At 63.4% G+C, this 12,215-nt stretch carries 14 protein-coding genes; 9 read left to right on the plus strand and 5 right to left on the minus strand.

Features of this window, described 5'->3' with window-relative positions:
- Positions 1-127 precede the first annotated feature (127 nt).
- Positions 128-385, plus strand: coding sequence for a hypothetical protein (locus JI748_RS14485; RefSeq protein ID WP_201632150.1), 258 nt, complete (start codon positions 128-130; stop codon positions 383-385).
- Here the strand turns inward: JI748_RS14485 and JI748_RS14490 are convergent.
- From JI748_RS14490 to tsaB, 4 genes are all read right to left on the minus strand, one after another.
- Positions 382-558 (minus strand): hypothetical protein, encoded by a 177-nt coding sequence (locus JI748_RS14490; RefSeq protein ID WP_201632153.1) that lies wholly within the window; start codon positions 556-558, stop codon positions 382-384. The genes JI748_RS14485 and JI748_RS14490 overlap by 4 nt on opposite strands.
- An 88-nt stretch (positions 559-646) precedes the next feature.
- Complete coding sequence (locus JI748_RS14495; protein ID WP_201637387.1) at positions 647-1,033, minus strand: Fur family transcriptional regulator; 387 nt, start codon at positions 1,031-1,033, stop codon at positions 647-649.
- A 90-nt stretch (positions 1,034-1,123) separates the two neighbouring features.
- Positions 1,124-1,603, minus strand: a complete 480-nt coding sequence (rimI, locus tag JI748_RS14500; RefSeq protein ID WP_201632156.1) for a ribosomal protein S18-alanine N-acetyltransferase — start codon at positions 1,601-1,603, stop codon at positions 1,124-1,126.
- Between the two features lie 5 nt (positions 1,604-1,608).
- Positions 1,609-2,217 carry a tRNA (adenosine(37)-N6)-threonylcarbamoyltransferase complex dimerization subunit type 1 TsaB gene (tsaB, locus tag JI748_RS14505; RefSeq protein WP_201632159.1) on the minus strand — a complete coding sequence of 203 codons (609 nt, stop codon included), beginning with the start codon at positions 2,215-2,217 and terminating at the stop codon, positions 1,609-1,611.
- Positions 2,218-2,468: 251 nt separating this feature from the next.
- On the opposite strand from tsaB, the gene lnt reads away from it, so the two are divergent.
- Complete coding sequence (lnt, locus tag JI748_RS14510) at positions 2,469-4,082, plus strand: apolipoprotein N-acyltransferase (RefSeq protein ID WP_201632162.1); 1,614 nt, start codon at positions 2,469-2,471, stop codon at positions 4,080-4,082.
- A gap of 62 nt (positions 4,083-4,144) precedes the next feature.
- Positions 4,145-5,818, plus strand: a complete 1,674-nt coding sequence (locus JI748_RS14515) for a glycoside hydrolase family 3 protein (RefSeq protein ID WP_201632165.1) — start codon at positions 4,145-4,147, stop codon at positions 5,816-5,818.
- A gap of 47 nt (positions 5,819-5,865) precedes the next feature.
- Here the strand turns inward: JI748_RS14515 and metK are convergent, their stop codons facing one another.
- Positions 5,866-7,119: a methionine adenosyltransferase gene (gene metK, locus JI748_RS14520; RefSeq protein WP_201632168.1), complete on the minus strand. Its 1,254-nt coding sequence runs from the start codon at positions 7,117-7,119 to the stop codon at positions 5,866-5,868.
- Between the two features lie 218 nt (positions 7,120-7,337).
- On the opposite strand from metK, the gene JI748_RS14525 reads away from it, so the two are divergent.
- The 6 genes from JI748_RS14525 (at position 7,338) to hpf (ending at position 12,209) form a co-directional block, all read left to right on the plus strand.
- Entirely contained in the window at positions 7,338-7,952 is a 615-nt protein-coding gene (locus JI748_RS14525) for a ribonuclease D (RefSeq protein WP_201632171.1), read from the plus strand.
- On the plus strand, positions 7,953-8,609 hold the full coding sequence (locus JI748_RS14530; protein ID WP_201632174.1) for a hypothetical protein: 657 nt from the start codon (positions 7,953-7,955) through the stop codon (positions 8,607-8,609).
- On the plus strand, positions 8,606-9,064 hold the full coding sequence (locus tag JI748_RS14535) for an LptA/OstA family protein (RefSeq protein ID WP_201632177.1): 459 nt from the start codon (positions 8,606-8,608) through the stop codon (positions 9,062-9,064). Before JI748_RS14530 ends, JI748_RS14535 begins: the two co-directional genes overlap by 4 nt.
- On the plus strand, positions 9,061-9,819 hold the full coding sequence (gene lptB / locus JI748_RS14540; protein WP_201632180.1) for an LPS export ABC transporter ATP-binding protein: 759 nt from the start codon (positions 9,061-9,063) through the stop codon (positions 9,817-9,819). The genes JI748_RS14535 and lptB overlap by 4 nt, the downstream gene beginning before the upstream one ends.
- 106 nt (positions 9,820-9,925) lie before the next feature.
- Positions 9,926-11,428 carry an RNA polymerase factor sigma-54 gene (rpoN, locus tag JI748_RS14545; protein ID WP_201632194.1) on the plus strand — a complete coding sequence of 501 codons (1,503 nt, stop codon included), beginning with the start codon at positions 9,926-9,928 and terminating at the stop codon, positions 11,426-11,428.
- A gap of 202 nt (positions 11,429-11,630) precedes the next feature.
- On the plus strand, positions 11,631-12,209 hold the full coding sequence (gene hpf, locus JI748_RS14550) for a ribosome hibernation-promoting factor, HPF/YfiA family (protein WP_201632197.1): 579 nt from the start codon (positions 11,631-11,633) through the stop codon (positions 12,207-12,209).
- The last annotated feature ends 6 nt before the right edge of the window (positions 12,210-12,215 follow it).

The raw sequence follows: 12,215 nt of genomic DNA on the forward strand, positions 1-12,215 counted from the left end.
TGGGGATGGCAAGCGGGAACTTTTCGGCATCTTGCATTATGTCGAGAAACCTAAGCAGGTTCCCGCCGTTAAGGCGTGGTGAACCACCATGTGCCAATCTGGCTCTTGGGGGCTCCCCGGAGCCAATATGACTTTCGAATTGATTGATATCGCCTTGGCAGAGCGCCAGGTGCATGCGCGGCTACCCGACCGTATGACGGGCAAGGTGCGCGCCGTCCTCACTGAAACGATCGGCGAACAGCAATACCGGCACGAATTGCTGCTGCCGGTCTGGGTGGATACCCATGCGGGCATGAGCGACGAAGACATCGACCTCGGCTTGATGGTCAAAGCCGCCGACATTGTCGGCCGCCTCAAGCAGACTCTGGGCCGGCCGGCGGCTTAGCCGAGCCGCGCCAGCCGCGCAGCAGCGGAAGGCTGGTGCCGATAGGCGGGTGCGACGGCAAAGTGGCGCGCTCGTGCCATCAACCGCTCCTCGCGCAGCCGCTTCTCATCGCGCACGAACCACAGCACGGTGGTAGCGACGATCGCCCAGATTGCCAGCAGTTCCCAAGCCATGACGTGCTCCTTTTTCAGGCGTGTCATAGCTAACGGGAAGTTAACGCCAAAGCGGGTTCACCAGTTAAGGCTAACGCCTAAACTTGGATCATTTCTGCCCAGGCTTGGTGCCGAGCGGCACGGCATAAAGTTCGAGCCGGTGATCGATAAGCTTATAGCCCAACCGCTTGGCGATCACTTCCTGGATGGCTTCGATTTCCTCGTTGCGGAACTCGATAACCTTGCCGGTGCGGATATCGATCAGATGGTCATGGTGCTCGTCGGGGATGAGTTCGAAGCGGGCGCGGCCATCCTTGAAATCATGCTTGGTGACGAGCCCGGCCTCTTCGAAGAGGTTGACGGTGCGGTAAACCGTCGACAGCGAAATGCGCGGGTCGACGGCCGAAGCGCGGCGATAAAGCTCTTCCACGTCGGGATGATCGGAAGCGCCTTCGATGATGCGGGCAATGGTGCGGCGCTGGTCGGTCATGCGCATGCCGCGCGCGACACAGGCTTCTTCGAGCGTTAGGTCGGAACTGATCTTGCTCACACTATCGCTCCCTAGACGCCGGGTGACCCTTCCGGGTTACCCAAGATCGCGGGCCATGACAAGCGCAGTGGCGGCGCTGCCGTCGGGCTGGGGATAATAGCCTTTGCGGGTCGAGATGGTCTTGAAACCCTGTTGTTTGTAGAGGCGGACGGCAGGCGTGTTGCCCTCCTCGACTTCCAAAAACATGCGCTTGGCCGGCGACATCATTAGGTCGGCAAAGACCGCATCGAGCAGGGCGCGGCCGATCTTCTTGCCGCGCCACTTTGGGTCAACGGCAATGGTCAAAAGCTCGGCTTCGTCGACAACAACGCGGATCAGGGCGAAGCCGGCGATGCGGCGCTTGGCGTCGCAAGCCACGTAAACCGGGGTCATGCGATCGGCGAGAAAGGTCGAAAACTCCTCGGCCGGCCAGCCGCGGTAAAAGCCCAAGGCATGGATGCGCGCCATTTCCCTGGCGTCGCCCGCTTCGCCCATTTCGATATGGAGCCCCGCCGGGGCGAGCCAGAGCTTGTCCATGCTGCTCACGCCCGGCGCGGCACGCGCGAGGCGTCCTGCGGCTTGGCATCGGCGTCGCGCACATAGGCGGCGTGCGGCGGGAAGGCGGTGGGATCGGCATCGGCCGCAAAGCGCGCCAACTTGCCGATTTCGACGAAGGGGGACTCGATCAGCGTGCCATCTTGCGGGATAGCGGCGCGCGCTTCTGCCATGGGCAGCAGCCGGGGCCCGTCCCCGACTACGCCCGGCGCCGGAAAGGCTTCGAAATAGGCTTCGTCGCGCCGCGCATCGAGCAGAACCGCGACCGGCCCGGAGGGCGCGTTCAGCGAAATCGCGAGGAGGCTCGGCACGCCGATCACCGGCAGTTTTCGGGCAAGACCGAGGCCGCGGGCCGCTGAGAGGCCGATGCGCAGGCCGGTGAACGAGCCGGGCCCGGTCGTCGTGGCAATGCGCGCCAGCGCCTCGTAGCCGACGTCATTGCGCGCCAGGAGCGTGTTGATGCGGTCGAACAGGATTTCCGCGTGACCCTTGGCAATGTCTTCAACCAGCACTTCGCAATGCCCATCGGCCAGGAGCAGCGCGAGCTGCAGGCGGGGCGCGGCGGTATCGATGGCAAGGGTGATGGGCAGGGTCACGGCAGCAGAAACCCCTCATCCGCCCTTCGGGCACCTTCTCCCGCAGGGGGAGAAGGGGGCACAGTGGTTGGTCTGGCACAGCGACTCCCCTCTCCCCTTGCGGGAGAGGGTGGCTCGGCCAGAGGCCGAGACGGGTGAGGGGTGCCAGATGCACTCCTAGCCTCGCGCTCGCGGCAAGTCCACCGCCTTGACGCTCCCAGTGCAGGCGACCACCTTGCCGCCATGTCCTTTGATTCGCCTTCCCCAAGCCGATGACCTGGCTGGCCGAAACTGCCATGTTGAGCCAGGGCTGGCGCCGCTTCCTGCTGCTGCTGGTGGCGGGCGCGATTGCCGGTCTCTCGGTGCCGCCGCTGTTTATTTTGCCGGCGCTGTTTGTCGCCATGCCGGTCTGGATCTGGGCCCTCGACGGCGCAGAGCGCGGCAAGGGTTGGCGGCGCATTTTCAGCCCGGCCTTCACTATCGGCTTTGCCTTCGGCTGGGGCTATTTCATTGTCGCCTTCCATTGGCTGGGCGCAGCCTTTTTTGTGGATGGCGGCTGGATCATCGGCGCGATGCCCTTTGCGATCGCGGCCCTTGCCGCGCTGATCGCCGTGTTCTGGGGATTCGGCAGCGCCTTTGCGCATCTGTTCTGGAGCCATGGCTGGACGCGGATCATCACGTTTTCCGCCTGGCTCGCCGCAGCCGAATTCGCGCGCGGCCATGTGCTGACGGGTTTTCCCTTCGATCTCCTCGGCTATAGCCTCACTGGCAGCGACGAGATGATGCAGCTGACCTCGGTAATCGGCATTTATGGCGTCACCTATCTGGCGCCGCTCCTGGCTTCGGTCCCGGCGCTGGTCTGGCCGGCAGATGACCGCTCCTGGTCGCGTCGCCTGGCGCCGCTTTTTCTTGCGCTCTTCGTCATCGCCGCGCAGCTCGGCTATGGCTACAACCGGCTCGCCGGCACCATCTCCACCGAGCGGCAGGACATAGCGATGCGCCTTGTGCAGCCGCTGGTCTACGAGCATGCGGATTTCGGCAATGTCGATCCGGTGGCGCTGGTCGATCGCCTGTTGATGCTGAGCGACATGCGCATGGACCCGACGGACCAGGGGCTGGGCGACATCACCCACCTGGTTTGGCCCGAATCGAGCTTGCCGTTTTTCCTTGAAAGCTACCCCGATGCCTTGGCCCGCATCGCCCGGCTCTTGCCCGAGCAGACGACGCTGATCGCCGGCGTACCGCGCCTGCCCTATGAACTGGATGGCGCGCGAACCGGGGAGCCGCCCTTCAATTCCGTCGTGGCCATCGATACGGAAGGCGAGATCGTCGCGTCCTACGACAAGGCACACCTCGTGCCCTTCGGCGAATTCCTGCCGTTTGCGACCTTCTTCCGGCAGATCGGCATCACGCAGTTCGTGCCCGGGGTCGATGGCTGGTCGGCCGGTGACGTTCGCCGGCGGGTCCTGGCCCTGCCTAATGCTCCTGCAGCCCTGGTTCTGGTCTGCTACGAGATCATTTTTTCAGGCGATCTGGGGGCCAGCGGCAGCGCGCAGTTCATGCTCAACCCGACCAACGATGCCTGGTTCGATGGCTCGATCGGACCGGCGCAGCATGCCCACCACGCGCGCGTCCGCGCGGTCGAAGAGGGCATGAGCCTGATCCGCGCTGCCAATACCGGCCTCACCTTTGCCACCGATCCGGTCGGCCGCATCACCGCCGAACTCGCGCCGGGGCAGATGGCGGCGCTCGATGTCCGCCCGCATCAAAGGCTCAACGGGACGATCTTCACTCGAGTGCGGCATTGGCCGTTCCTGATCGCGGTCATCGCGGGCATGCTGATCGGCCTTGTCGCATCGCGGCGGCTTCGACGCCGGCGGCTCTGAGCGCCCTTCCCATCGCCTCCTCGGGCCTGCTACGTCTCACGCAGCACTTTGAGGAGAAGGCTGTGACCCCGATCGATCTTTCCGCCGCGCCGTTCCATCTCGATGAGACGGCGCAGGCCTGGGTGCACCAGACACGCGACAGTCTGAGTGCGCGGGATCGGCTGGCGCAGCTTTTCAATCTCCTCAGCCGCGAGGGGCCCGAAACGGCCATCGAAAGCCTGCGGACCTTCAAGCCGGGCGGGGTGACGCGCATCTTTTCGGCGAACCTTGCCGACGAGGTCGCGCTGATGCGCCAGGTCGATGGCGCCGGTCCGGTGCCGATGCTGGTGAGCGCCGATCTTGAAGGCAGCCGGATGAGCCTCCCCTTCGGCACGGAAGTGCCGAACCCGCTCGGGCTGGCTGCAGTGGACGATGTCGAGGCAACCGCGGCGATCTCGACCATCATGGCGGAAGAAGCGCGCGCCGTCGGGCTCAACTGGAGCTTTACGCCGGTCATCGACATCAACAAGGCGTGGCAAAGCGCCATTGTCGGCACGCGCTCCTATGGCTCGGACGTCGCTCGCATCGAGCGGCACGCCTTGGCACAAATCCGTGCCTTTCAGGCCAAGGGCATCGCCGCGACGGTCAAGCATTGGCCCGGCGAAGGCTATGACGACCGCGACCAGCATCTGGTGACGACGGTCAATCCGCTGACGCTGGCGGAATGGGAGGCCAGCTTCGGCCGGCTTTATCGCGCGGCGATCGAGGCCGGGGTGATGAGCGTCATGTCGGCGCATATCGCCTTCCCGGCCTTTGTTCGCGAGCTCGATCCCGCGGTGGAAGGCGAGGCGTTCCGACCTGCCTCGGTCAGCCGCGTCCTCAATCAGCAACTCTTGCGCGAACGGCTCGGCTTTAACGGGCTCATCGTTTCGGATGCGACAGGCATGGCGGGGCTTGGCGATTGGGGGCATCGCGACCAGACCGTGCCGGACCTTGTGATCGCCGGCTGCGACGTCATTCTTTTTTCCGACGACCCCAATGCCGACCTGATGCGGCTGGTTAAGGCGGTGGCCGACGGACGGCTTTCGCAGGAGCGCGTGGACGAAGCGGTAACGCGGGTGCTGGCCCTTAAGGCAGCGCTCGGACTGCACAAGCCGGAGCGTGTTCTACCGTCACTCTCCACCGCCGAGATGATGATGGCGCGTTCGGATAGCCGCATCACCGCAAAGTCGGTGACCGAGCGGGTGCCGACGCTGGTCAAGGACGTCCAAAAGCTGCTGCCGCTGTCACCAGCCAAGCACAAGCGCGTGCTGGTGTTCTCGACGGGCGCAGTGCAGCCTTTTGCCCCCATGCCGCTTCCTTTGTCGCTTCCTGACCGGCTGCGGCAGGAAGGCTTTGAGGTAACGGAATTCTCGCCGGAGCTGGAGGTCAATCCCAAGGACTTCGACCTCGTGCTCTATCTTTTGGCCGAGGAAACGCTGCTGACGCGCGGACGCATTTTCCTCAACTGGCGGCAGCTGACCCGATCGGTGTTCGGGGCGATGCGGCGCTATTGGCACGATGTGCCCACGCTGATGGTCTCGCTGGGTTTCCCCTACTATCTCCACGACGCCCCGCGTGTGCCGACCTATGTCAACGCCTACGGGTCGAACGAGAACATGCAGGCAGCTGTGGTCGAGGCACTGATGGGACGCATTGCGTGGACCGGCGTGAGCCCAGTCGACCCGTTCTGCGGCAGTGAGCAGGCGAAGTTCTAACGCCGCCTTAAGACCCGGCCCGGCAATTGCGCGCCGGGCCGAAACGGTCAGGCCACGGCAGCCTTGAGTGCCTTCACCAGGTCGGTCTTCTCCCAGGAGAAGCTGCCATCGCGGCCGGCCTTGCGGCCGAAATGGCCGTAGGCGGAGGTCTTGGCGTAGATCGGCTTGTTGAGATCAAGATGCGTGCGGATGCCGCGGGGCGTGAGGTCCATGACTTGGGCCAGCGCGGTTTCGAGCTTTGCTTCGTCGACCGAGCCGGTGCCATGGAGGTCGACATAGATCGAGAGCGGCTTGGCGACGCCGATGGCATAGCTCAGCTGGATCGTGGCGCGATCGGCAAGGCCCGCAGCCACGACATTCTTGGCGAGGTATCGCGCCGCATAGGCCGCCGAGCGGTCGACCTTGGTCGGGTCCTTGCCCGAAAAGGCGCCACCGCCATGCGGGGCTGCGCCACCATAGGTGTCGACGATGATCTTGCGGCCGGTGAGACCGGCATCGCCATCGGGACCCCCGACGACGAACTTGCCGGTTGGGTTCACATGCCAGACGGTGTCGTCGGAAATCCAGCCTTCCGGCAGCGCCTCACGGATATAGGGCTCGACGATGTTGCGGACGTCGGCCGAACTCAGCTTGTCGTCCATATGCTGGGTGGAGAGGACGATCTGCGTCACGCCAACGGGCTTGCCATCCTGGTAGCGGACGGTGACCTGCGACTTGGCATCGGGCCCCAGCACCGCGGCCGGACCTTCGCCCGACTTGCGCGCCGTGGTCAGCGTTTCGAGAATCTTGTGGGCATAATAGATCGGCGCCGGCAGCAATTCGGGGGTTTCCCGGCTGGCATAACCGAACATGATGCCCTGGTCGCCTGCGCCAACATCCTTGTTGCCGGCTTCATCGACGCCCTGCGCGATATCGGCCGACTGGCCATGCAGCAGCACGTCGATCTTGCAGGTCTTCCAGTGAAAACCGGACTGTTCGTAACCGATGTCGCGGACCGCCTTGCGCGCCGCCGACTTGAACTTGGCGGGGTTGATCACCGGAGCGCCCGAGGCGTCGGTGACGACCACGCCGTCCTTCTTCTTGAGAAGGGTTTCGGGCACACGCACTTCGCCGGCGATGACCACGCGATTGGTCGTGGCCAATGTTTCGCAGGCAATGCGCACCTGCGCCGGGTCCATACCGACTTTTTTGGCTTCCTTGAACACGAGATCGACGATCTCGTCGGAAATGCGGTCGCAGACCTTGTCGGGATGGCCTTCGGAGACAGATTCCGAGGTGAACTGGTAATCGGGACGGGCCACGTTAAACCTCTTTGCAAAGTGGCGAGGGCGCACGGGCAGTGCGCGTGTGGAGACGTCCCCACACTTTCAGCTTCGCTTCTCGCAGGTCACGGAGGCGAAATCAATATCCATATAAAGAAAGCTTTATATCGTGCCGGTACGGTCCTGGAGAGCGCTGTGCCTTTTCTTGGCCACGGCTCTGTGCCAAGGAAGCTTCTAACCAAACGCGGGAATTCTTCATGGCCATTCGAGTGCATCGGGGCGATCTGCCCAATCTTTCCAACTATGGCCGCGAAGTTGCGATCGATACCGAAACCATGGGCCTCCATCCCCACCGCGATCGGCTCTGCGTCATCCAGCTGTCGCCCGGCGATGGCAGCGCCGATGTGGTGCAGATCCCGCAGGACGCAACCGAGGCGCCCAATCTCGTTAAGCTCCTGAGCGATCCCGGCGTCACCAAGATTTTTCACTACGCCCGCTTCGACGTCGCCGTTTTGCAGAACCGCTTTGGCGTCGTCACCGGCCCAGTTTATTGCACCAAGATCGCGAGCAAGCTGGTCCGCACCTATACCGACCGCCATGGTCTCAAGGACCTCGTGCGCGAGCTGCTCAATGTCGACATGAGCAAGCAGCAGCAGAGTTCGGACTGGGGCCACGAGAAGCTCAGCGATGCCCAACTCGAATATGCCGCTTCGGACGTGCTCTATCTCCACGATCTCAAGCGCCATCTCGATCGCATGCTGCAGCGCGAAGGCCGCACCGAACTGGCGCGCGAGTGTTTCGAGTTCCTAAAGACGCGCTGCGCGCTCGACCTGCTCGGCTGGGAAGAAACCGATATTTTTGCCCATAGCTAAATGAGCATCAGCACCGCCGCCTCACTGCCGCCGATCCACCGACGCCTTCAGCGGCGCAACCGGCTCGTGCGCGTCTTGCGGCTAGCGGTGCCGATCCTGGGCGCGCTGGTGCTGTTCGCCCTGATGCTGCAGATCGTGCTGTCGAGCCTCGGCGGGCGCTTCAGCATCGGCCAAATCACCGTAACACCAGACGCCGTGACAGTGGCCGCCCCCGACTATATCGGCGTCATGCAGGACGGCTCGTCCTATCGCGTCTCCGCCAGCAGCGCCCGTGCCACCACCGAGCGACCCGACCTTATCGGTCTAGCCGAAGCCAAGCTGGTGCTCGACCGGATCGATGGCGTTCAGCTCAGCGCCGATGCTGCCCTTGCGCAGCTCGACACCACCAACCAGCTGACCATGGTGCCCGGCGTGGCGGACATCGCCGACTCGAGCGGAACCACCGGTACCCTGCGCGATTCCGTATTCGACTGGCAGGCGCAGCTTCTGACCACCAATGGCGAGGTTGTGATCGATTATGCCGATGGCACCACGGTTCGGGCGGGCGGTCTCGTCTATGATGCGCAAAGCATGATCTGGACCTTCAACCGGTCCGTCGTCACCCTGCCTTCCACCCCCGGAGAGAACGATCTCTCGGACGGAGACCAAGACCCATGACCCGACCTTTGCGTCTCCTTGCCACTGTCGCGTTCCTGCTGCCGCTGCCAGCTTTGGCGCAAAGCCAGGTGGAGATCACCTCCGACACCTTTGTCATGAACGAAGCCGTGCACGAGGCCGTGTTTACCGGCAACGTCATCGTCAAGCACCCGACCGTCAATGTCTGGGCGCCAAAGGTCGTCGCCACTTATGGCGAAGGCGGCACCACCGACATCGAGACCTTCGAGGCCTCTGGCGGCAATGTGCGTCTCCAGACCACGGATCAGGACGCCACCGGCGACCGCGCCGTGTTTACCCCCGCCGACCAGCTCCTGCGCCTTACCGGCAATGTGAAGGTCACCAACGCTTCGGGCACGATCGACGCGACCGAACTGGTGGTCAACCTCGAGACCAATGTCTCGACCTTCACCAGCTCTGGCGGCGGCCGCGTCACCGGTATTTTCTCCTCTAAATGAGCGCTGAACCGGCGCGCCCGCGCATCGACCAGAAGGGCTGGCTCGTCGCCCATAGCCTGGCCAAGAGCTTTGGCAAGCGCGCCGTGGTGCGCGACGTTTCGCTCGCCGTGCGCCGCGGCGAGGCGGTGGGATTGCTCGGCCCCAATGGCGCCGGCAAGACCACGGTCTTCACCATGATCATGGGCCTCGTCAAACCCGACGCCGGCAAGATCATGCTCGATGGCCAGGACATCACCCGCCTGCCGCTGTTCCAGCGCGGGCAATTGGGCATCGGCTACCTGCCGCAGGAGCCTTCCATCTTTCGTGGCCTCACCGTCACCGGCAATATCATGGCTGTGCTTGAAAACACTGTCAGCAACCGCGCTGAGCGCAAGCTGCGGCTCGAAGCGCTGCTCAACGAATTTTCCATTGCTCACCTCGCCAAGTCCAATGCCCTGGCCCTGTCCGGTGGCGAACGCCGCCGCGTCGAGATCGCACGGGCCCTCGCTGCCGATCCCGGCTTCATGCTGCTCGACGAACCTTTCGCCGGTGTCGACCCCATTGCCGTGTCCGAGGTCAAGGGCCTCGTCCGCCAGCTTACGCAGCGCGGCATCGGCGTCCTGATCACCGATCACGCGGTGCGCGAAACCCTAAGCCTCGTCGATCGCGCCTATCTCATCCATGGCGGCAAGGTGATGATCCAGGGCAAGCCCGAGACCATCAGCGCCGATCCCGAAGCGCGCCGCGTCTATCTCGGCGAAAGCTTCTCGATCTAGCTGATCAACTTCTGGCACGAAACTTGCCATCCGTTATCGTTCTTGCCATGGTGCGCGCGGGAAGTGGCCGGCAACGGCCCAAGTTTGCATCAAGGGCCGCTTGCGAATGGCGCTTTCGCCACGGCTGGAATTTCGCCAGTCTCAAACGCTGACATTGACGCCTCAGCTCATGCAGTCGATCCGGCTGCTGCAGCTGAGCCATCTCGAATTGTCCGCTTTCGTCGACGACGAATTGCTGCGCAATCCGCTGCTGGAACGCGAGGACGGCGGCACCGATGAGGCGCCCGAACCCGCCGAGCCACGGGTCGAAATGAGCGCCTACGAGGATACCGTCGCGTCCTCCGATCGCATCAAGGACGCCGACCAGATCGCCGAGGGCTACGATACCGCCGTCGAAAACGTTTTTCCCGACAGCGCGCCCAGCGACTTGGGCAGCTCCGGGGGTGGACCCGACCGCAATGGCAGTTTCGACGGCGGCGATGCGCCTGACCTCGACCAGTTCGTCGCCACGCGTCCGCGTCTTTCCGATCACCTCGAAGCGCAGGCGCACATGCTGCTGCGCACGCCGGCAGACCGCCTTATTGCGCAGCACCTGATCGATGGCCTCAACGAAGCCGGCTACCTCGCCATCGAGCTCGATAGCGTCGCCGAATTGCTTGGCGCGGAGATCGAGGACGTCGAGGCCGTGCTTGCCGTGCTGCAGACCTGCGATCCGGTCGGCATATTTGCCCGCACTGTTGCCGAATGCCTCTCCATGCAGCTGCGCGAGCGCGATCGGCTCGATCCGATGATGCAGCGGCTGATCGATCACTTGCCGATGTTGGTTGAGCACAATATGCCGGCGCTGCTACGCGGCGTCGGCTGCGATCGCGAGGATCTCCAGGATATGCTGGCAGAGCTTCGAATGCTCGACCCGAAACCCGGTCTTGCCTTCGACACCAGCCCTGTTGAAACCGTCGTCCCCGACGTCTTTGTCCGCGCGGGGCCTAACGGCAGCTGGCAGATCGAGCTCAATTCCGACATCCTGCCCAAGGTTCTGGTGAACCGCAGCTATTACGCGACGGTCAGCAAGAAGACCCGGGACCCGGGCGAAAAGACCTTCCTTACCGATTGCCTCGCCACCGCCAATTGGCTGACCAAAAGCCTCGACCAGCGCGCCCAGACCATCACGAAGGTGGCGGCCGAAATCGTGCGCCAGCAGGACGGCTTCCTCACCCATGGCGTGGCTTATCTCAAGCCCATGACCCTCAAGATGGTGGCCGAAGCCATCGACATGCACGAGTCGACCGTGTCCCGGGTCACCGCGCAAAAATACATGGCAACGCCGCGCGGCCTCTACGAAATGAAGTACTTCTTCACCACCGCCATCGCTTCGGCCGACGGCGGCGGCAATCATTCGGCGGAAGCGGTACGCCACCGCATCAAGCAGCTGATCGATGCCGAACCGCCCAGCGCCATTCTTTCCGACGACACGATCGCCGAAATGCTGCGCAAGGAGCAGGGCATGGATGTCGCCCGCCGCACCGTCGCCAAATACCGGGAGGGCATGAACATCCCCTCTTCCGTCATCCGCCGGCGGCAAAAGAAGGAACTGGCGCAGGCCTCCTGACACCCTTCCCCAAGGTTGACGAATGTGTGTCTACTGTCTCGATCAATCGAACCGGTAACGACACTTGCGCATTGCTTCCTTTGCGCGAGCGGGTCTAGCATCGCTTCTGCCTCGTCCTAGTGGAGGGCAGACGTGATCCCGTAGAGCCGGGAAACGGCTTTCGGATCTCTCGCGTCAAACAAAGACTGAGAGGAAAAAAGCCATGACCTTACGCGTTTCGGGAAAGAACATGGATGTCGGCGATGCCCTGCGGGGCAAGGCGGAGGAACACTTCGCCGCCGTGGTCGGAAAATATTTCGACGGCGGCTACGACGGACACCTGACCCTCAGCCCCGATGGCAGCGGTTTCCGCGCCGACTGCATGGTGCATCTCGATTCGGGCGCCGTGCTGCAGGCCAGCGCCCAGGGCGGCGACGCGACGTCCGCCTACGAGATCATGGCCAATAATATCGAAAAGCGCCTGCGCCGCTACAACCGCAAGCTCAAGTCGCATCGCAAGGGTTTCGACGGCGATGGGCTCGATGCGGTGACCGCGCAATACACCGTTTTCGGCAACACCGAGGCGCTTGACGAACTTGATGAAGATTATGCGCCGCCGGTGATTGCCGAGACCACCAAGAACCTGCGCCAGATGAGCGTCGAGGCGGCGGTGGCCGAGCTCGATTTTTCCGGTCAGCAGCTGGTCATGTTCCGCCATGCTGGACATGGCGGGCTGAATGTGGTCTACCGCCGCGCGGATGGCAATATTGGCTGGATCGACCCAGCCCTGGGCGCCAATTGATCGGCG

Source organism: Devosia rhizoryzae, from assembly GCF_016698665.1.
GTDB lineage: Bacteria > Pseudomonadota > Alphaproteobacteria > Rhizobiales > Devosiaceae > Devosia > Devosia rhizoryzae.